Source organism: Pseudomonas sp. 1 (assembly GCF_056626735.1).
Genome location: NZ_JBWXMQ010000002.1, coordinates 265,311 through 284,928, shown reverse-complemented (window position 1 = coordinate 284,928; position 19,618 = coordinate 265,311). Strand labels below are relative to the sequence as shown.

General features: G+C 61.9%; 20 protein-coding genes. 10 read left to right on the top strand and 10 right to left on the bottom strand.

Annotated elements, in window-relative coordinates; translation table 11 throughout:
• Positions 1 to 46 precede the first annotated feature (46 nt).
• From rlmD to AC1MDC_RS04415, 4 genes are all read right to left on the bottom strand, one after another.
• Complete coding sequence (gene rlmD / locus AC1MDC_RS04430; protein ID WP_480392563.1) at positions 47 to 1,432, bottom strand: 23S rRNA (uracil(1939)-C(5))-methyltransferase RlmD; 1,386 nt, start codon at positions 1,430 to 1,432, stop codon at positions 47 to 49.
• Entirely contained in the window at positions 1,432 to 2,334 is a 903-nt protein-coding gene (cysM, locus tag AC1MDC_RS04425; RefSeq protein ID WP_085704789.1) for a cysteine synthase CysM, read from the bottom strand. Before cysM ends, rlmD begins: the two co-directional genes overlap by 1 nt.
• Positions 2,335 to 2,475: 141 nt before the next feature.
• Positions 2,476 to 3,900, bottom strand: a complete 1,425-nt coding sequence (locus AC1MDC_RS04420; RefSeq protein ID WP_480392562.1) for a HAMP domain-containing sensor histidine kinase — start codon at positions 3,898 to 3,900, stop codon at positions 2,476 to 2,478.
• Complete coding sequence (locus AC1MDC_RS04415) at positions 3,887 to 4,609, bottom strand: response regulator transcription factor (RefSeq protein WP_480392561.1); 723 nt, start codon at positions 4,607 to 4,609, stop codon at positions 3,887 to 3,889. Before AC1MDC_RS04415 ends, AC1MDC_RS04420 begins: the two co-directional genes overlap by 14 nt.
• Before the next feature lie 216 nt (positions 4,610 to 4,825).
• Between AC1MDC_RS04415 and AC1MDC_RS04410 the strand changes: the two genes are divergently transcribed.
• Together AC1MDC_RS04410 and AC1MDC_RS04405 are read left to right on the top strand one after the other, a co-directional pair.
• Entirely contained in the window at positions 4,826 to 7,579 is a 2,754-nt protein-coding gene (locus tag AC1MDC_RS04410) for a response regulator (protein WP_227233242.1), read from the top strand.
• A gap of 83 nt (positions 7,580 to 7,662) precedes the next feature.
• Positions 7,663 to 8,652, top strand: coding sequence for a 2-hydroxyacid dehydrogenase (locus tag AC1MDC_RS04405; protein WP_085704795.1), 990 nt, complete (start codon positions 7,663 to 7,665; stop codon positions 8,650 to 8,652).
• 10 nt (positions 8,653 to 8,662) lie between these two features.
• Here the strand turns inward: AC1MDC_RS04405 and AC1MDC_RS04400 are convergent, their stop codons facing one another.
• Positions 8,663 to 9,103: a hypothetical protein gene (locus AC1MDC_RS04400; RefSeq protein WP_085697047.1), complete on the bottom strand. Its 441-nt coding sequence runs from the start codon at positions 9,101 to 9,103 to the stop codon at positions 8,663 to 8,665.
• A gap of 133 nt (positions 9,104 to 9,236) precedes the next feature.
• Here AC1MDC_RS04400 and AC1MDC_RS04395 point away from each other — a divergent pair, with 133 nt between their 5' ends.
• The gene (locus AC1MDC_RS04395) at positions 9,237 to 9,671 is read left to right on the top strand and encodes a hypothetical protein (RefSeq protein ID WP_480392560.1); all 435 of its coding nucleotides are present in this window, start codon (positions 9,237 to 9,239) and stop codon (positions 9,669 to 9,671) included.
• Positions 9,671 to 10,075, top strand: coding sequence for an META domain-containing protein (locus AC1MDC_RS04390; protein WP_007957769.1), 405 nt, complete (start codon positions 9,671 to 9,673; stop codon positions 10,073 to 10,075). Before AC1MDC_RS04395 ends, AC1MDC_RS04390 begins: the two co-directional genes overlap by 1 nt.
• A 155-nt stretch (positions 10,076 to 10,230) precedes the next feature.
• Here AC1MDC_RS04390 and AC1MDC_RS04385 read toward each other — a convergent pair whose 3' ends face one another.
• Complete coding sequence (locus AC1MDC_RS04385) at positions 10,231 to 10,698, bottom strand: TlpA disulfide reductase family protein (RefSeq protein ID WP_007957768.1); 468 nt, start codon at positions 10,696 to 10,698, stop codon at positions 10,231 to 10,233.
• A 114-nt stretch (positions 10,699 to 10,812) separates the two neighbouring features.
• Between AC1MDC_RS04385 and arsC the strand changes: the two genes are divergently transcribed.
• From arsC to AC1MDC_RS04370, 3 genes are read left to right on the top strand one after another with little or no spacing between them, the layout of a single operon-like run.
• A complete protein-coding gene (gene arsC / locus AC1MDC_RS04380) occupies positions 10,813 to 11,166 on the top strand; it encodes an arsenate reductase (glutaredoxin) (RefSeq protein ID WP_480392559.1) in 354 nt (117 codons plus the stop codon).
• The gene (gene wrbA / locus AC1MDC_RS04375; RefSeq protein WP_085683574.1) at positions 11,163 to 11,759 is read left to right on the top strand and encodes an NAD(P)H:quinone oxidoreductase; all 597 of its coding nucleotides are present in this window, start codon (positions 11,163 to 11,165) and stop codon (positions 11,757 to 11,759) included. The genes arsC and wrbA overlap by 4 nt, the downstream gene beginning before the upstream one ends.
• A 1-nt stretch (position 11,760) precedes the next feature.
• Positions 11,761 to 12,186, top strand: coding sequence for a DUF2069 domain-containing protein (locus tag AC1MDC_RS04370; protein ID WP_085704805.1), 426 nt, complete (start codon positions 11,761 to 11,763; stop codon positions 12,184 to 12,186).
• Between the two features lie 129 nt (positions 12,187 to 12,315).
• Here AC1MDC_RS04370 and AC1MDC_RS04365 read toward each other — a convergent pair whose 3' ends face one another.
• Positions 12,316 to 12,990 carry a DNA-3-methyladenine glycosylase I gene (locus AC1MDC_RS04365; protein ID WP_085697051.1) on the bottom strand — a complete coding sequence of 225 codons (675 nt, stop codon included), beginning with the start codon at positions 12,988 to 12,990 and terminating at the stop codon, positions 12,316 to 12,318.
• A gap of 145 nt (positions 12,991 to 13,135) precedes the next feature.
• The gene (gene ttcA / locus AC1MDC_RS04360; RefSeq protein ID WP_064598661.1) at positions 13,136 to 13,960 is read right to left on the bottom strand and encodes a tRNA 2-thiocytidine(32) synthetase TtcA; all 825 of its coding nucleotides are present in this window, start codon (positions 13,958 to 13,960) and stop codon (positions 13,136 to 13,138) included.
• 289 nt (positions 13,961 to 14,249) lie between these two features.
• Between ttcA and AC1MDC_RS04355 the strand changes: the two genes are divergently transcribed.
• Positions 14,250 to 14,852, top strand: coding sequence for a Yip1 family protein (locus tag AC1MDC_RS04355; RefSeq protein WP_007957761.1), 603 nt, complete (start codon positions 14,250 to 14,252; stop codon positions 14,850 to 14,852).
• A gap of 172 nt (positions 14,853 to 15,024) precedes the next feature.
• A complete protein-coding gene (locus AC1MDC_RS04350) occupies positions 15,025 to 15,519 on the top strand; it encodes a SprT family zinc-dependent metalloprotease (RefSeq protein WP_085697052.1) in 495 nt (164 codons plus the stop codon).
• Between the two features lie 83 nt (positions 15,520 to 15,602).
• Here the strand turns inward: AC1MDC_RS04350 and AC1MDC_RS04345 are convergent, their stop codons facing one another.
• Positions 15,603 to 16,784, bottom strand: a complete 1,182-nt coding sequence (locus tag AC1MDC_RS04345; protein ID WP_480392558.1) for a CaiB/BaiF CoA transferase family protein — start codon at positions 16,782 to 16,784, stop codon at positions 15,603 to 15,605.
• Positions 16,785 to 16,929: 145 nt separating this feature from the next.
• The gene (locus tag AC1MDC_RS04340; RefSeq protein ID WP_085697054.1) at positions 16,930 to 18,264 is read right to left on the bottom strand and encodes a dicarboxylate/amino acid:cation symporter; all 1,335 of its coding nucleotides are present in this window, start codon (positions 18,262 to 18,264) and stop codon (positions 16,930 to 16,932) included.
• Positions 18,265 to 18,616: 352 nt separating this feature from the next.
• Between AC1MDC_RS04340 and AC1MDC_RS04335 the strand changes: the two genes are divergently transcribed.
• Positions 18,617 to 19,615 carry an AraC family transcriptional regulator gene (locus AC1MDC_RS04335; RefSeq protein WP_085697055.1) on the top strand — a complete coding sequence of 333 codons (999 nt, stop codon included), beginning with the start codon at positions 18,617 to 18,619 and terminating at the stop codon, positions 19,613 to 19,615.
• Positions 19,616 to 19,618: the final 3 nt, after the last annotated feature.

The following is a 19,618-nucleotide window of genomic DNA, read 5'->3' as shown; positions in this document are numbered from 1 at the left end:
CACTGACCTTCAATGCCCGTTCGCGCTCGCGGGGCCAATACGAGCGCTACGGACGACCAGTCGGATCAGACGAGCCATCCTGGCTCGCTTCAAATAACGCCATGGCCTCGACATGCGCCGTCTGAGGAAACATATCGAGAATCCCGGCACGTTTTAACCGGTAGCCCTGCTTGATCAATTCGATCGTATCGCGCGCCAGAGTTGCAGGGTTGCACGACACGTACACCAGTCGTTTGGCGCCCAGGGTCGCCAGCTTGCGCACCACCTCGAAAGCACCGTCGCGCGGTGGGTCCAAGAGTACCGCAGAAAAGCCGTTTCCGATCCACTGAGCATCGGTCAAAGGCTGGGATAAATCGGCCTGAAAAAACTTTGTGTTATGCAAATTGTTGCTAGCGGCATTTGCCGCCGCGCGATCGACCATCGTCTGCACGCCTTCGACCGCCACCACTTCACACGCGGCTTTCGCCAGCGGCAAAGCGAAATTGCCCAAACCGCAAAACAGATCGAGCACGCGCTCATCGCCTGTCGGTTTCAACCAGTCCAGCGCTTGGGCGACCATGCTCTCGTTGACACCGGCATTGACCTGAATGAAATCCCCCGGCCGGTAGGCCAGTTGCAGGTCCCATTGCTCCAGGCGATAGCCGAGCGACTGGGCCTCATCCACCGGCTGCGGTTCGCCTTCGCCATGCAGCCAGAGTTGCGCTTCGTGGAATGCGCAGAAATCCTTGAGGATCGTCAGGTCGGCGTCGGACAGCGGCGCCATGTGACGCAGCAGAACGGCCAGTGACGAGCCACTGAACAATTCGACATGCCCCAGCGCCTGAGGTTTGCTCAGGCGACGAAGCATCTCCGGCAAGCGGGTCATGATCGGCTGCAAGGGCTGTACCAGTACCGGGCATTCGCTGATCGCGACAATGTCCTGGCTGCCGGCGGCACGGAAACCGACTTCAAGCTTTTTGGCCTTGCTGTCCCAGCGCACGGCGATCCGGGCACGGCGACGGTAGCCGAATTCGGGACCGGTCAACGGCGCCGCCCACTCCTCCGGTTCGGCACCGGCGACTCGCGACAACTGCTCGGCGAGCATGCGCTGTTTGAGGGCAAGCTGTTCGTTATGGGGCAGATGCTGGACGCTGCAACCGCCGCAGCGTCCGGCGTGCTGGCAAGGTGCAGGACGACGCAATTCACTGGCACTGAACACGCGTTCGGTGCGCGCCTCGACCACTTTGCCGTGGGCGCCGAGCACCCGCGCTTCGACCTCTTCACCGGCGAGGGCGCCGAGGACGAACCAGGTTTTGCCTTCGAAAAACGCGATGCCGCGACCGTCATTGGCCAGGCGCTCGATGCTCAGGCGCTGCTTTTTGCCGGTCGGGATTTGCGGGGCCTTGCTGCCGCCGGTGGGCTGAAAGCGCAGGCCTCTCTCATGCCTGGCCATCAGTTGGGCGCGTCGAAAATGCCGGTCGACAGGTAACGGTCGCCACGGTCGCAGATGATCGCGACGATCACCGCGTTTTCAACTTCCCTGGACAGGCGCAACATCGCTGCTACCGCACCGCCCGAGGACACGCCACAGAAAATGCCTTCTTCGCGGGCCAGACGACGGGTGACGTCCTCGGCTTCGCTTTGCGCCATGTCGACGATACGGTCGACGCGCTCGGCCTGATAGATCTTCGGCAGGTATTCCTGCGGCCAGCGGCGGATGCCGGGAATGGCCGAGCCTTCCATTGGTTGCAGGCCGACGATCTGTACGTTGTCGTTCTGCTCCTTGAGGTAGCGCGACACGCCCATGATGGTGCCGGTGGTGCCCATGGAGCTGACGAAATGGGTGATGGAGCCCTGGGTCTGACGCCAGATTTCCGGGCCGGTGGTGGTGTAGTGCGCTTCAGGATTGTCGCCGTTGGCGAACTGATCCAGCACCTTGCCACGGCCTTCGGCTTCCATCCGCTGGGCGAGATCACGAGCGCCTTCCATGCCCTCTTCCTGGCTGACCAGAATCAGCTCTGCGCCGTAAGCGGTCATCGCCGCTTTACGCTCGGCGCTGGAGTTGTCCGGCATGATCAGGATCATCTTGTAACCCTTGATCGCAGCGGCCATCGCCAGGGCGATCCCGGTGTTGCCCGAGGTCGCTTCGATCAGCGTATCGCCTTCATGGATCTGCCCGCGCAACTCGGCACGGGTGATCATCGACAATGCCGGACGATCCTTTACCGAACCCGCCGGGTTGTTCCCTTCGAGCTTGAGCAAAAGGGTGTTGCTGGTGACACCGGGCAGGCGCTGTAAACGCACCAGCGGCGTGTTGCCGACGCAATCGGCGATGGTTGGGTACTGCAAGGTCATGGCGTTTTTCGCAATCCGGACAGCGGGGGCGCCTATCATACCGGCAAACCTGCGCGTGCCATATCACGCAAAGTGTGGTGCTTATGGTTTCTTGGAATAAGCATTAAAAGTCTCGCCAGTGGTGAGACTTTCCTGTGCCGCTCACACAATCGGCGGGCGGGCCATGTCCATGGTGGGAGCTGGCTTGCCAGCAACGATGTCGGGACTGACAGCACTGTCATCCGCCATCAGCCGCAGATTCAAGCGTAATCCCGATGGGCCGTTCTCGGCCCACAGGGTTCCGCCCTGGCGTTGCACCGCGTTCCTCGCGATGCTCAGTCCCAGACCAAACCCGTCGTCCCCCGGCCGCGAGCCGTCGAGTCGGATGAACGGCGAGAAGATTCGCTCAAGATCAGCTTCGGCCACGCCGCCGCCCTCGTCCTCCAGCCACAGGTGCCAGTAATCGCCATCCCGCCGGCCGTCGAGCCGCACGATGCCGCCGGGTGGCGAATGGCGAATCGCATTGCGCAGAATGTTTTCAAGAGCCTGGGCCAGGCTGTTGAGATTGCCGCGCACCCAGCAGCAAGCGTCAACGCCGCACTGCAACTGCCCCACTGGCCAGCAGCTTTCGTAGCAGGCATTTTCCGTGAGCATTTCCCACAGCGCCTGAATCTGGATCGCTTCGTCCGGCAGCGGCGCGCGCTCGGTGTCGAGCCAGGCCAATTGCAGGGTGTCCTCCACCAGACGCTGCATCACGTCGACTTCGCGACCGATGCGCTCGCGCAACGGTTGCAACTGCTGCTCGCTTTCACTGGCGACGCGCAACCGGCTCAGGGGGGTACGCAGTTCGTGGGACAGGTCGCGCAGCAGTTGCTGTTGCAGGGCCACGGTGGATTGCAGGCGTTCGGACATCGAGTCGAAGGCGCGGGCCAGTTCACCGAGTTCATCGGGGCGCTGGGTGATACCGCTCGACAGCCGCACATTCAGTTGATCGGCGCGCCACGCCTTGGCCTGCTCGCGCAGATTGTTCAGCGGCACCACCAGCAGACGATACAGACCGACGCACAGCAGCAGCGTAAAGAGGCCGGGAATCACACCGTTGGTGATGACCCGCCAGAACACCCGGTATTTCCCCGGCAGGAATCGCTCGGGCAACTCGATCACCAGACTGCCAGCAGTCGGATCCATGGGGAACGGAACCCGCAGCCACGGTCGGCCCTTTTTATGAATCGGCCAGTCAAGGCCTCGCAGGAAGGTCAGGCGCTGAAGTTCTTGAGCGCTCAACGGCTGGCTGCCCAGCGACTGCAGATTGCTGCCGATCACGCCGACCCAACCGGCTTCGCGCAGCTGCATGCCTTGCAGCCAGCTATCGATGCCATCGCGCTCGCCCTGCTGCCACGCGCGCTCGGCCTCGGCGGCATAACCGCTCAGGGTGCGACGGGCGTCGTCGGAGAGGAACTGATTGCGCTGCTCCATGTACCAGCCCCAGGACCAGCTCAGCCAGATCATCAGCAGACAGAACGCCACCAGCAGGCAGGCGAGTTTCCAGAACAGCGAGTGCCGGCCCGGCAGGTCAGACACTTTCATCGACGGCACTCAGGACGTAACCCTTGCCCCACACCGTACGCACTTCCCGCTCGGTGTAACCGACCGATTTGAGTTTGCGGCGGATCTGGCTGATGTGCATGTCGAGGCTGCGGTCGTGGGCTGCGTAACCGCGCTGAAGAACGTGCTGGTAAAGGAAGGCCTTGCTCAGCACTTCCTCGTCGTTGCGGTCGAGGGTTTCCAGCAGGCGGTATTCGCTGCGGGTCAGTCCGGCGGGCTGATCGAAATAGAACACCTCGCACTGTTCATCGTCGAAACGCAGCCCGCCGACCGGCACCACCGGAGCGATGGCCGCCGGGCGACGGTCGAGGGCGACCCGGCGCAGGATCGCTTCGATCCGCACATGCAGCTCGGCCATGCTGAAGGGTTTGGGCAGATAGTCGTCGGCACCGAGGCGGAATCCGCTGATGCGGTCGGCTTCGGCACCGAGGGCTGACATCAGCAGCACCGGGGTGGAATGGCTCTGGCGCAGTTGGGTCAGGACATTCAATCCGTCGAGCCCCGGCAACAGAATATCCATCAACACCACATCGAACGGCTGACGCCGGGCGATGCTCAGGCCTTCGCTGCCGTTCTGGCACCAGGTGACCTGAAAGCCACTGCGGCCCAGATGCTCATGGACATAGGCACCGAGAACGGGATCGTCTTCGATGGAAAGAATGCGGGGCTGGCCAATAGAGACAGGAGTCATGACTATCTGCAAATAATTCTCAGTTGGGCGATTATTCAAGATTGCCCGGCGCCCGGCAACCCAAGCTTGACCTGTCGGACAGATGACCACTGCTTGAGCGAAGGACGGCGACATCATTTTTCCCAAGATTGCCCGCAAGCAAATCGCTACACTGCGCCGATACCGCGTGCCGGACGCACGTGTGAGTCAACGATCAGCGGGATGCAGGAGAAAGGCGTGCTCAAGAAACTGGGAATCAAAGGTCGCGTATTGTTGCTGACCCTGTTGCCGACCAGCCTGATGGCACTGGTGCTGGGCGGGTATTTCACCTGGACGCAGCAGTCCGACCTGCAGACCCAACTGATGCAGCGCGGCGAAATGATCGCCGAGCAACTGGCGCCGCTGGTGGCACCGGCCATGGGCCACGGCGATGCCGAACTGCTCGAGCGCATCGCCACCCAGTCCCTCGAACAACCGGACGTGCGCGCCGTGACCTTCCTCGCGCCCGACCGCTCTCCCCTCGCCCACGCCGGCCCGACCATGCTCAACCAGGCGCCGAGCGGCGACAGCGCGCACTTGCTGCGACGCAGCGGCAACGACGCCACCCGCTATCTGCTGCCGGTCTTCGGCAAACACCGCAACCTCGCCGGCGAGCTGATCCCGGAAGAGTCCGACCGACTGCTCGGCTGGGTCGAACTGGAGCTGTCGCACAACGGCATGTTACTGCGCGGCTATCGAAGCCTGTTCGCCAGCCTGCTGCTGATCGGCGCGGGTCTGGCCGGCGCCGCGTTACTGGCTTTGCGCATGGGCCGCACGATCAACCGCCCGCTGAGCCAGATCAAACAGGCCGTCGCGCAGCTCAAGGACGGTCACCTGGAAACCCGCCTGCCGCCGCTGGGCAGTCAGGAACTGGATGAACTGGCGTCCGGCATCAACCGCATGGCCGGCACCTTGCAAAACGCTCGCGAAGAATTGCAGCACAGCGTCGATCAGGCCACCGAAGACGTACGCCAGAACCTGGAAACCATCGAGATCCAGAACATCGAGCTGGACCTGGCCCGCAAGGAAGCACTGGAAGCGAGCCGGATCAAATCCGAATTCCTCGCCAACATGAGCCACGAGATCCGCACGCCGCTCAACGGCATTCTCGGTTTCACCCACCTGTTGCAGAAAAGCGAGCTGACTCCGCGCCAGCTCGACTATCTGGGCACCATCGAAAAGTCCGCCGACAGCCTGCTGGGGATCATCAACGAGATCCTCGATTTCTCGAAGATCGAGGCCGGCAAACTGGTGCTCGACCATATCCCGTTCAACCTGCGCGACCTGTTGCAGGACACCCTGACCATCCTCGCCCCTGCGGCCCACGCCAAGCAGCTGGAACTGGTGAGTCTGGTGTACCGCGACACGCCGTTGTCGCTGGTCGGCGATCCGCTGCGCCTCAAGCAGATCCTGACCAACCTTGTGAGCAACGCGATCAAGTTCACCCGCGAAGGCACCATCGTCGCCCGTGCCATGCTTGAAGAAGAAAACGACGACAGCGTGCAACTGCGTATCAGTATTCAGGACACCGGCATCGGTCTGTCGAGCCAGGACGTACGCGCACTGTTTCAGGCCTTCAGCCAGGCCGACAACTCCCTGTCGCGCCAACCTGGCGGCACCGGTCTGGGGCTGGTGATTTCCAAACGTCTGATCGAGCAAATGGGCGGCGAAATCGGCGTCGACAGCACGCCGGGCGAAGGCTCGGAGTTCTGGATCAGCCTGAACCTGCCCAAGACCCGCGACGACGCCGAAGACCTGCCCGTCGCGCCATTGCTCGGGCGTCGGGTGGCGGTACTGGAAAACCATGAACTGGCGCGTCAGGCCTTGCAGCATCAATTGGAGGATTGCGGCCTCGACGTCACGCCGTTCAATACGCTGGAAAGCCTGACCAATGGCGTCACCGGTGCCCATCAGACCGATCAGGCCATCGATCTGGCAGTGCTCGGCATTACCAGCAACGACATGCCGCCGGAACGCCTCAACCAGCACATCTGGGACCTTGAACACCTCGGTTGTCGAGTGCTGGTGTTGTGCCCGACCACCGAACTGACGCTGTATCACCTTTCGGTGCCCAACCCTCACAGCCAGCTGCAGTCGAAACCGGCCTGCACCCGCAAACTGCGCCGGGCGTTGTCGGACATGGTCAACCCGCGCCAGCCGCGCAGCGAACCGGGCGAACCGTTGTCGAGCCGTGCGCCGAAAGTGCTGTGCGTCGACGACAACCCGGCCAACCTGTTGCTGGTGCAAACACTGCTCGAAGACATGGGTGCCAAGGTGCTGGCCGTGGAAAGCGGTTACGCCGCAGTCAAGGCGGTGCAGAACGAAACCTTCGATCTGGTGCTGATGGACGTGCAGATGCCCGGCATGGACGGACGCCAGAGCACCGAGACGATTCGCCAGTGGGAAAGCGAGCGGCACTGCACGCCGCTGCCGATCGTTGCCCTCACCGCCCACGCCATGGCCAATGAAAAACGGGCGCTGCTGCAAAGCGGCATGGACGACTACCTGACCAAGCCGATCAGCGAGCGGCAACTGGCGCAGGTCGTGCTGAAGTGGACCGGCCTGGCATTGCGTAATCAGGCGCCGGACCGTGGTGGCGAAAGTCTGCTGGGTAATCAGGAACTGCCGATTCTCGATCACGAAGAAGGTCTGCGTCTGGCTGCCGGCAAGGCCGATCTGGCAGCGGACATGCTGGCAATGCTGCTGGCCTCACTCGAGGCCGACCGCGAAGCCATCCGCACCGCCCGCGACAATCAGGATCAGAACGGCCTGCTTGAACGGGTGCACCGCCTGCATGGCGCCACCCGTTACTGCGGCGTGCCGCAATTGCGCGCCGCCTGCCAGCGCAGCGAAACCCTGCTCAAGCAGCAGGACCCCAAGGCCTCGACCGCGCTGGACGAGCTGGAACGGGCGATCAATCGCCTGGCGGCCCAGGCGAAGATCAGCGCCTGATCCACGGCAATGCCGGTCAACGCCGACGCGGCTAAAGTTGTCGCGGGTGATTTGCGCCCGCGTCGATGCTCCAGGAGGATTTCATGCGCACGATCGTTTTCAGCAGCCAGACCTATGACCGCGACAGCTTCCTCGCCGCCGACTGCCCGGCCGGGATCGAACTGCACTTTCAGCCGGCGCGGCTCAGTGTCGACACGGCGGCGCTGGCCGAACATCACGAGGTGGTCTGCGCGTTCATCAACGATGACCTGAGTGCGCCGGTGCTGGAACGCTTGGCTGCCGGCGGCACACGCCTGATCGCCCTGCGCTCGGCCGGCTACAACCATGTGGACCTGGCCGTCGCCAAACGCCTCGGGCTGGCCGTCGTGCGCGTGCCGGCCTACTCGCCCCACGCGGTAGCCGAGCATGCGGTGGCATTGATCCTCGCCCTCAACCGGCGCCTGCATCGCGCCTACAACCGCACCCGTGAAGGTGACTTCAGCCTGCACGGGCTCACCGGTTTCGATCTGGTGGGCAAAACGGTCGGCATCGTCGGCACCGGACAGATCGGCGCGACCTTCGCGAAGATCATGCACGGCTTCGGCTGTGAACTGCTGGCCTACGATCCTTATCCGAATCCTGACGTCGAAGCGTTGGGCGCCCGTTACCTGAGCCTGCCGGACCTGCTGGCGCAGTCGCGGATCATCAGCCTGCACTGCCCGCTCAACGAACAGAGCAAACACCTGATCAACCGCGATTCGCTGGCGCACATGCAACCGGGGGCGATGTTGATCAACACCGGGCGCGGCGGTCTGGTGGACACGCCGGCGCTGATCGACGCCTTGAAGGACGGCCAGCTCGGTTATCTGGGACTGGATGTGTACGAAGAGGAAGCGCAGCTGTTTTTCGAGGACCGTTCCGACCTGCCGCTACAGGACGACGTGTTGGCGCGGCTACTGACGTTCCCCAATGTGATCGTCACCGCACATCAGGCGTTTTTGACCCATGAGGCGCTGGGCGCGATTGCCGCGACAACTCTGCACAACATCGCGACCTGGGCGGCGGGTACGCCGCTGAACCAGGTCGAAGGCTGAGCGATCGGACTCAGACCGGAGGCGGCGTCGGGGTAATCGCCACGCACAGGATCAACAGCGCCATCCAGCCGAATCCCAGTAAACGTTGTTTGAGGGAGTGCCCGCTGCGCAGCAGGAACCAGACAAACACCAGCGGCATCAGGAACGCCATGATCTTCAACCAGCCTTCCACCGGGCGCGAACCGTCCGGGTTCAGCTCCGGCTCGACCGGCTGCGAACGACGGCGGCGGCCTGCAGCGGCCGGCATTATCTTCGGCCGCTCGGGGGCCGGTGGCGGAACGTAGGCCTCGGGCACCGCCTTGTTGCGCGGCAGGCTGCCAAAGGAAATCGTCGACTTGCCCTTTTCGGCGTGAGGAGCCTGCGCCTCTGCCTGCGGAGCCCCGCAATGAATGCACGCCGTGGCTTCGGAGCTGATGCTCCGCTTGCATTCATAACATTCGATCAGCGCCATGTTCCGTTCCTTGAAAATGAAGGCGGCAGTTTGCCACGACTGCGGTGTCGATTTGAACCGGATCGAAGGTCGCACGCGCGCATCATTCTGCAATCAAGCCCGTGCTAGCATGTCGCGCATATTTGGAGGACCCATGGTCGAACACGATTTTCGCTACACCCTGATGAACCCGCAACACACCCTCACCGAATGCCGCGCCCTGGTTCCGGGCCGTTATCAGGTCACCGGCAATGGTGGCTCGATTCGCATCGGCGACGTGCTGGTCGTGACCCTCAAAGGCAGCAAGGACTTGTCCATGCGCCTGACCGTCGACACCGTCCGCCACCTGATCAATCCGCCAGGCCAATGGACTGCCATGGCCACCGGCCCGGTGTTCGGTGAACTGGCGATCCACACCTGGCAGGTCAACTGCGACAGCTGCGCCAAGGAATTGAGCTTCGAATTCGCCGTGGACGCCAGGTTGGGCAAGCCTGCGGAAAAACCGGCCGCCACCGCACGCATCGCGGAACTGGGCTGGAAAGCCGTCGGCGACAAGCACCTGTGCCCGAACTGCCAGGAGCCGGCGTGATGAAACACCTGGCCCTGACCGCCGCTGTCGGCGCCGGCCTGATGGGTTGCGCCGCGGAGCCTGTGCAACTGCAACAGAACCGCAGCTACATTCTTGAATGGATCGGCGAGCGTCCGCTGATGGACTACAGCCACCTGACCGTGACCCTCGGCGATGATGGCCGGGCGTATGGCAATGGCGGCTGCAACCATTGGTTCGCGCCGTACACCCTGGAAGGCGACAAGCTGAGCTTCGGCAAGATCGGCAAGACCCGCAAACTCTGCGCACCGGCGCTGATGGAGCAGGAGCAGCGCTTCCTCCAGGCGCTGGAGCACGTGGAGCGCTGGGACATTTCGCCGATCGAGCAGATGCGCTTCTGGCCGGCTGAAGGCAAGCCGTTGCGCTGGTGGCTGGAAGAAGGCTGATCCTTCGACCATTCCCACGCGCAGCATTTGATCGTTCCCACGCTCTGCGTGGTAACGCCGCCCCGGATGCTCCGCGTCCGCTGTGACGCAGAGCGTCACGGGATGCATTCCCCCGCGGAGCGCGGGAACGATCAGCGACGATCAGCCAAGGCGAATCAGTTGGTCGCCTGCAACGCCTCAAGCTTCGCCATCACTCCCGCCGCCGTCTGCTCGCCCATCAACTGTTCCCGCACCTTGCCCTTGTTGTCGATGATGTAAGTCACCGGCAAGGCTTCACTGCGCGGCAGTTCGAACAGTTCCGACGGATCCTGCGCCAGTACGGTGAACTTGATGCCCAGTTTTTCGCTGGCGCTCTTCAGCTCTTCACCCTGCACGTTGTCGAAATTGACCCCGAACACGCCGATCTTCTTGCCCTTGAGTTCGTCGGCCAGGTGATTGAGTTCCGGGATTTCCGTGCGGCACGGGCCGCACCATTCGGCCCAGTAGTTGAGCACGACCCATTGTTTGTCGAGGCGCTCGGACGCCACTTTCTGCCCGTTCTGGTCGATGCCGTAGTCGTTACCGCAGCCCCCGAGCATCAACGCCCCGATGATCGTCAATGCCGCTGCCAGTGCCCGTGTCATGTCGTGTTCCTTGTGCAAAATTGAATGCGCCTGCGACCCATCGCCTCTCAAGGTTCTGGATTGCGCGCTGCACAGTTAGAATAGCCGCCACTCTACGCAAGAAGCGACCCGCCCATGACCGATCTGACGCTTTATCACAGCCCGCGCTGCTCGAAATCCCGTGGTGCGCTCGAACTGCTCGAAGCCCGTGGCCTGACGCCGAACGTGGTGCGCTACCTCGAAACGCCGCTCGACGCCGCGCAGATCAAGACCTTGCTCGGCAAGCTGGGAATCAGCGCACGGCAACTGCTGCGCACCGGCGAAGACGAATACAAGACCCTGAACCTGGCCGATGCCAGTCTCACCGAGAAACAATTGATCGACGCGATCGCCGCACATCCGAAGCTGATGGAGCGACCGATTCTTGAAGCCGGCGACAAAGCCGTCATCGGCCGTCCACCGGAGCAGATCCTGGAGCTGCTGCCGTGAGTGCGCCGTACATTCTGGTTCTCTATTACAGCCGCAGCGGCTCGACCAACGAGATGGCCCGGCAAATCGCCCGTGGTGTCGAACAGGCCGGCCTCGAAGCGCGCCTGCGCACCGTGCCGGCGATCTCCACCGAGTGCGAAGCGGTGTCGCCGGACATTCCGGATGAAGGCGCGCTGTACGCCACGCTGGATGACCTGAAAAACTGTGCCGGCCTGGCCCTCGGCAGCCCGACCCGTTTCGGCAACATGGCCGCGCCGCTCAAGTATTTCCTCGATGGCACCAGCAACCTGTGGCTGACCGGCGCACTGGTCGGCAAACCGGCCGGGGTGTTCACGTCCACCGCCAGTCTGCACGGCGGGCAGGAAACCACTCTGCTGTCGATGATGCTGCCGCTGCTGCACCACGGCATGCTGATCACCGGCCTGCCCTACAGCGAATCGGCGCTGCTGGAAACCCAGGGCGGCGGCACGCCTTACGGCGCCAGCCATCACGCCGGGGCCGATGGCAAAAGTGGTCTCGATCAACACGAAGTGGCGCTGTGCCGCGCCCTCGGTGCACGTCTGGCCAAAACGGCCCAGAAACTGGGGAACTGAGATGGCCAGAAAGCCGAAAGTCCTGCCGGCCGTCGAATGGCTGGAGCCACGGGTGCGAGCAATGCGGGTGATCAGTCTGCTGTGCTTTTTCGCCCTGGCCGGACTGCTCGCCGCGTATTACCTGGTGTTCGCCGACCTGCACGGCGCGCGGCCGTGGGTGATTCTGCTGATCGAGCTGATCCCGTGGATCGTGCTCGCACCGGGCATGATCATGGGCAGCGCACGCGGGCACTCGTGGATGTGCTTTGTGGTGAATCTGTATTTCATCAAGGGCGCACTGGCGGCGTATGACCCGAGCCGGCAGTTGTTCGGCGTGCTGGAGATGATCGCCAGTCTGGCGGTGTTCTGCTCGGCGTTGCTGTTTGTGCGGTGGCGGTATCAGTTGAATCGCAAACTGGCGGGCGAAGGCGAAGTTTCCGTCGCCTGACAGACCGCTATCTCCGAGATCGTTCCCACGCTCTGCGTGGGAATGCCGCCCGGGACGCTCTGCGTCCCTGAGACGCGGAGCGTCTCTTTATGCATTCCCACGCGGAGCGTGGGAACGATCGCTTTGAACTCAATGATTGACGGTGTACGCCAGCATCATCGAAATCTGGCTCATCGGCCGTCCACCGCTCTCTTCATGCCACTGGTTGAATGCGTTCTGCACCGTCGCCAGATCCCGCAGACTGCTCGGCACCTTGTCGACGATCTTCTGTGCGTTCAACGCCGCCACCACGTCGTAGCTCGGCACGAAGGTATCCTTGCCGACCATCCGCAAGAAGCGTGGCGCCGACAGGCCGCCCAATTGACTGCCATGCTTTTTCAGGTACGTCCATAAACCGACGATGTCGGTCACCGGCCAGTCGGCGAGCAACGCACCGAAACTGCCCTTCTCTTTCTCGACGTCCAGAATGAACTGCGCATTGCGCGGTACGCTTTTGAGTTTGCCCAGGTGGCGGATGATCCGCGCGTCCTGCATCAAGCGCTCAAGGTGTTCGGCGCTCATCAGCACGACTTTTTCCGGGTCGAACTTGAAGAACACTTCTTCGAAGGCCGGCCATTTGGCGTCCACCAGGCTGTGCTTGAGCCCGGCGCGGAACACCCGCAGGGCCATGGTCGAGAGATAGCGGTCGTCGCTGATCTTGCGCAGTTGCGTCGGGGTCTTGGGAACAGGCAGATGGGCTTCCAGTTCAGCCGCCGAACCGAAGCGGTTCAGACAGTATTCGTGCAGCCACTTGTAGTCGCGCATGCCCTCTCCTTTTGATGAAACGAAAAACCAATGTGGGAGCGAGCTTGTTCCGGGTGGCGATCCGACGATTGCGGTGTGTCATCCAGTGTTGATGCCGGCTGACACGACGCTTTCGCGAGCAAGCTCGCTCCCACAGTGACGGTGTTTACAGGTTTACGACGTTAACGAATCGCGAAGCGGCGGTTTCATCAATCTTCAGGCTGGTGAAGTCAAACAGATTGCGGTCAGCCAGCTGCGAAGGGATCACGTTCTGCAGGCTGCGGAAAATGCTCTCGGTGCGGCCCGGGGTCTTGCGCTCCCAGTCCACCAGCATTTCCTTGACCACCTGACGTTGCAGGTTTTCCTGAGAACCGCAGAGGTTGCACGGGATGATCGGGAATTGCTTGAAGTCCGAGTAGGCCTGGATGTCTTTCTCGTTGCAGTAGGCCAGCGGACGGATTACCACGTTGCGGCCGTCGTCGGCGCGCAGCTTCGGCGGCATGGCCTTGAGGCTGCCGTTGAAGAACATGTTGAGGAAGAACGTCTCGACGATATCGTCGCGGTGATGACCGAGGGCCATCTTGGTCGCGCCGATTTCGTCGGCGAAGGTGTACAGCGTGCCGCGACGCAGGCGCGAGCACAGCGAGCAGGTGGTCTTGCCTTCCGGGATCAGCTCCTTGACCACCGAGTAGGTGTCCTTCTCGACGATGTGGTACTCGATGCCCAGTTCTTTCAGGTAGGCCGGCAGCACGTGTTCGGGGAAACCCGGCTGCTTCTGGTCCATGTTCACGGCGACGATCTCGAACTTGATCGGTGCAACCTTCTGCAGGTGCATCAGCACGTCGAGCATGGTGTAGCTGTCCTTGCCCCCGGACAGGCAGACCATGACCTTGTCGCCGTCTTCAATCATGTTGAAGTCGGTGACGGCTTCGCCGGCCAGGCGGCGCAGGCGCTTTTGCAGTTTGTTCTGGTTGACCGTAAGAGTGCCCATGACGCGAAATCCGTGAGGTGTGACGAAAGGCGGGCATTTTACGCAAAAAGACCGAGGTTGTGGCCACAGGTTGTCGCCCCCTCGAATGCCCGCTCGCACAGACCCCGACGCGATTACCCCGAGGTTTTACAGCGCGATTTGCTCTAAGCCCCTATCACCTGTGCGGTTAAGACCTTTCTATACTGCGACATAAGGTCGCACACAATCTGAAGACCTGTATTTGCTCGGCCGCATTGGCCCGTACGCGCTCCGCTGGGGGGCGATGGCAATAACGAGAGGAGTGACTGGCATGATCCATCACGTAGTGGGACTTTTTACCCACCCCGATCAGGAATGGAAGGAAATCCGTGGCGACCAAGAGGAAAGCATCAGCCACATGTACCTGACGCACACGCTGATTCTGGCGGCGATCCCCGCTGTTTCGGCATTTATCGGCACCACTCAGGTCGGCTGGGTGATCGGCAACCGCGCACCGGTGATGCTCACCGTCGAAAGCGCGTTGTGGATGACGATCATGTCGTACCTGGCGATGCTCGGCGGGGTCGCGGTCATGGGTGCCTTTGTGCACTGGATGGCCCGCACTTATGACGCCAACCCGAGCCTGGCCCGTTGCGTGGCATTTGCCACCTACACCGCGACACCGTTGTTCGTCGGCGGGCTGGCGGCGCTGTATCCGCACATGTGGCTGGGGATGATCGTCGGCACGGCGGCTATCTGCTACACGGTGTACCTGTTGTATGTGGGGCTGCCGACCTTCATGAACATTCCGTCCGACGAGGGCTTCCTGTTTTCCAGCTCGGTGCTGGCGGTGGGTCTGGTGGTGCTGGTCGCCATCATGGCGTTTACCGTGATTGTCTGGGGACTGGGCGTGGGGCCTGTCTATACCAATTAGAGAGCCACCAACTGGCTGGCTGCAACGCCGAAAAGAACAAGATCCGCCAACACAGGCCGCCGCAAGGCGGCCTTCTCATGCCTGAAAGAGACGTTGCGACCATTCGGCAGTCCGGCGATGCGCAAGACCGGACGGTTGCGGCATACTCCAAACCTCTGGAGATCCATCAAGCATGCCCGAGCAACTCAATACCCGCGTCGAAGACTGTTTCCAACTCGCTGAATCCTTTTTCAAACGTCCTTTCAAACGCCCCGTGGTGAGCCTCAAGCTGCGCGGGCAAAAAGCCGGGGTCGCGCATTTGCACGAGAATCTGCTGCGCTTCAATCCGCAGCTGTACCGGGAAAACACCGAACACTTCCTCAAGCAGACCGTGGCCCACGAAGTCGCACACCTGATCGCCCATCAACTGTTCGGCGACCGCATCCAGCCCCATGGCGAGGAGTGGCAACTGATCATGCGCGGGGTCTATGAGTTGCCGCCGGATCGCTGCCATACCTATGAAGTCAAGCGCCGCAGCGTGACCCGCTACATCTATAAATGCCCGTGCGCGGATAGCGATTTTCCGTTCTCGGCGCAGCGTCATAGCCTGGTCAGGCAAGGTCGGCGCTATTTGTGCCGGCGCTGTCGCAACACGCTGGTGTTCAGTGGCGAGACGCGGGTCGAGTAAGTCCCCACCTCGTTCCCACGCTCTGCGTCACAGTGGACGCGGAGCGTCCATGGCGGCATTCCCACGCAGAGCGTGGGAACGAGCTACAAAACCACTTTCGCAGCACGTAATCCGGCAATTCGCTCTGGGCTCAACCCCAACTCCCCCAACACCTGATCCGTATGCTGCCCCAGCGCCGCGCCGACATGTCGCGGCGCCGGCAATGCTTCAGAGAACTTCAGCGGGCAAGCGATCTGCGCCTGCGTCGAACCATCGCCACGGGGCACCTGCGTCACCAGTTCCCGGGCCTGTAACTGCGGATGCTGCACCGCCTCGCCAAGGTTCAACACCGGTTCGACGCAGGCATCAATGCCGGCGAACAGCTCGCACAGTTCGGCAAAATCATGCTTTTCGAACTCGACCTTCAAGGCGTCCTTCAGCGCGCGTTGTTGCTCAGGCTTGGGTGACAAGCCTTGCGCCGCCAACTCAGGCCGGCCCAGTGCCGCGCACAGTTGCTGCATGAAGGCTGGCTCCAGACTGCCCACCGACATCCAGCGCCCGTCGCGGGAGCGGTAGTAATCGTAGAAACTGCCGCCATTGAGCATCTGTTCTTCCCAGCCCGGCTCCTCGCCGCACGCCAGATACCCGGCACCGGCCATGGCGTTGAGGCTGAATGCACAGTCGGTCATGCTCACGTCCAGATGGGTGCCCTGCCCGGTCTGCTGGCGGGAAATCACCGCCGCCAACAGGCCGATCACCCCGTGCAGCGAGCCGCCCGCGATATCCGCCACCTGCATGCCCAGCGGCAACGGCCCGCTGTCGGCGCGCCCGGTGTAGCTGGAGAGCCCCGTCAGCGCCAGATAGTTGATGTCGTGGCCGGCGCGATCCTTGTACGGCCCGGTCTGGCCGTAACCGGTGATCGACACATAAATCAGCTTCGGATTGATTGCCTTCAACGCTTCGTAACCCAGCCCCAGCCGCTCCATCACACCGGGACGGAATTGCTCCAGCACGATGTCGTAATCCGCCAGCAACTGCTTGACCAGCTCAAGCGCCTCGGGCTGCTTGAGATCCAACGCCAGGCTGCGTTTGTTGCGATTGAGATAAGCGTGACTGGCAGAGACGCCGTGATCGTGGGGCGGCAAGACCCGCACCAGGTCGAGGCGGGTCGGCGATTCGATGCGCAGCACGTCGGCGCCCATGTCCGCCAGCAGCAGCGAGGCGAAAGGCCCCGGCAGCAGGGTCGAGAAATCCAGAATCTTCAGTGAGGCCAGCGGTGCAGACATGGGCGATCTCCATCAACGATGCATGCAGCCTAGGCAGCCATCGGCGATGGGGCAATTACCGGATCCATCAGTTGCGCTGACCGTTGCGCTCAAACAGCAGACAAGAAAAAACCCGCCGAAGCGGGTTTTTCCAGGCAAGCGATGCTTACTTCACATTGCTCGGGGTCGGGCCTTCGGCCACGCCCAGGTCATCTTCAGGCCGGGTATCGGCAATACCGCGACCGCCCGACGCCAGCTCGGCATCCAGCACGTCGGTGTCCAGTTCCTTGACCCACTTGGCCACAACGATGGTGGCAACGGCGTTGCCGACCAGGTTGGTCAGGGCGCGGGCTTCGGACATGAAGCGGTCGATACCCAGGATCAGCGCCAGACCGGCCACCGGCAGGTGACCTACCGCCGAAAGAGTGGCCGCCAGTACGATGAAGCCAGAACCGGTCACACCGGCTGCGCCTTTGGAGGACAGCAGCAACACCACCAGCAGCGTGATCTGGTGAGTGATGTCCATGTGGGTGTCGGTCGCCTGGGCGATGAACACGGCCGCCATGGTCAGGTAGATCGCGGTACCGTCGAGGTTGAACGAGTAACCGGTCGGGATCACCAGACCCACTACCGATTTCTTCGCGCCCAGACGCTCCATCTTGATCAGCATGCGTGGCAGTACCGATTCCGAAGAGGAAGTACCCAGCACGATCAGCAGTTCTTCACGGATGTAGCGGATCATCTTCAGCACGCTGAAACCGTGCATGCGGGCGATGCCACCCAGCACGATCAGGATGAACGCCAGGCAGGTGATGTAGAAGCAGGCCATCAGTTGACCCAGCTGCACCAGCGAACCGACACCATAGGCACCGATGGTGAACGCCATCGCACCAAAGGCACCGATCGGCGCGAGCTTCATGATCATGTTGATGATGTTGAACATCACGTGGGCGAAGCGATCGATGAAGTCCAGGATCGGCTTGCCGTAGGCGCCCAGACGGTGCAGGGCAAAACCGAAAATCACCGAGAACATCAGCACTTGCAGGATGTCACCGGTGGCGAACGCGCCGACGATGGTGTTCGGGATTACGTTGAGCAGGAAGCCGACGACGCTCTGGTCAGCACCTTGTTGCACATAGGTCGCCACTTTGGAGGCGTCCAGCGTGCTGACATCGACGTGCATGCCGTTGCCCGGTTGCACGATGTTGACCACGATCAGACCGACCAGCAGGGCGATGGTCGAAACGATCTCGAAATACAGGAGTGCATAACCGCCGGTCTTGCCGACCGATTTCATGCTTTGCATGCCAGCGATGCCGCTGACCACGGTGCAGAAGATGATCGGGGCGATGATCATTTTGATCAATTTGATGAACCCGTCACCCAGCGGCTTTACGGCCACGCCGAACTGCGGGTAGTAGTGGCCGAGCGCGATACCGATACAGATTGCGACGATCACCTGGAAATACAGGGATTTGTACAGTGGCTGACGAGTCGTCATTGCAAAGTTCCTCAAGAGTCCCGCGCGGCAACATCCATCTGTTGTACGCGACACTTGAATTGCGAACCCTCCTGCACTGGAGGGATTTGTTGTGTCGAACGGCGCTTTCCGGACCGGCTCGGCGCACGCTTCTGTCGCTCTTATCGCAAACGTCGTGCCACTTTGGTGCAAATCGCTGGAAGCCTTTTGATATCAGGGGATACAGGTTTTTTTGTGTCACCGTTCGGTGACTCAAGTGTGGCGGATTTCCGCCAACTCGCCCGACCTCGTCCTACAATTTGGCGGAAATCCGCCTTGTTACCGATCAAAGGCAGCCGCTACCATCGGTCGCCAGAGGAAGGATCTGCCGCTCATGCGTGAACGCACCATCGCCAGTCATTTCGCCCGCGCCGCCCTCGGTGGCGCACGGCGCTCCGGTTACGACTATTCGGACCTGCTGCAGCAACTGGGCATCAGCCCCGAACTGCTCGACGAGCCGCGCGCGCGGATCGCCCCGGAGCAATTCACCCAACTGATCCAGAACCTTTGGCTGGCCCTGGACGACGAATACCTGGGTTTCGGCAACGCGCCGAGCAAACCCGGCAGCTTCGCCATGATGTGCCACGCCATCATTCATTGCCGCAGCCTGGAGAAGGCTCTGCAACGCGGCTTATTGTTTTATAGCCTATTCCCCGAAGCCCCGCGCCTGACCCTGAGCCGTGAAGACGAATGGGTGCGCCTGAGCCTCGACGATGCGCAATTGTGGGATCCGGATCACTTTCTCAGCGAGAGCCTGCTGGTGATCTGGCATCGCCTGGGCAGTTGGCTGATCGGCCAGCGGATTCGCCTGGAGCAGGCCAGTTTCAGCTACCCGAAACCGGCGCACGGGGCGGAATACGATCTGCTGTTTTCCTGTCCGCTGGAATTTTCGGCAGCGCAAAGCAGCCTGGTGTTTCACAGCCGTTATCTGCAAATGCCGCTGTTGCAGGATGAACGCACCCTCAAGCATTTCCTCGAACGCTCCCCCGCCGACCTGCTGTCCCGCCCGGACGACGGCAACAGCCTGAGCAGCCGGCTGCGGCGCTTGCTCAGCCACGACAGCGCACGCTGGCCGGACCTCGAAGCGGTGGCGGCGCACCTGCACATCAGCCCGCAAACCCTGCGCCGGCACCTACGCGAAGAAGGCACCAGTTTTCAGGAATTGAAGGATCAGTTGCGGCGGGACATCGCGATTTATCACCTCGGGCGGGCGGATCTGTCGTTGCAACAGATCGCCGAACAGCTCGGGTTTTCCGAGCCGTCGGCGTTTCATCGGGCGTTCAAGAAATGGACAGGGCTGACGCCGGGGGCTTATCGGGCGCAGGAGCAGTAAGCC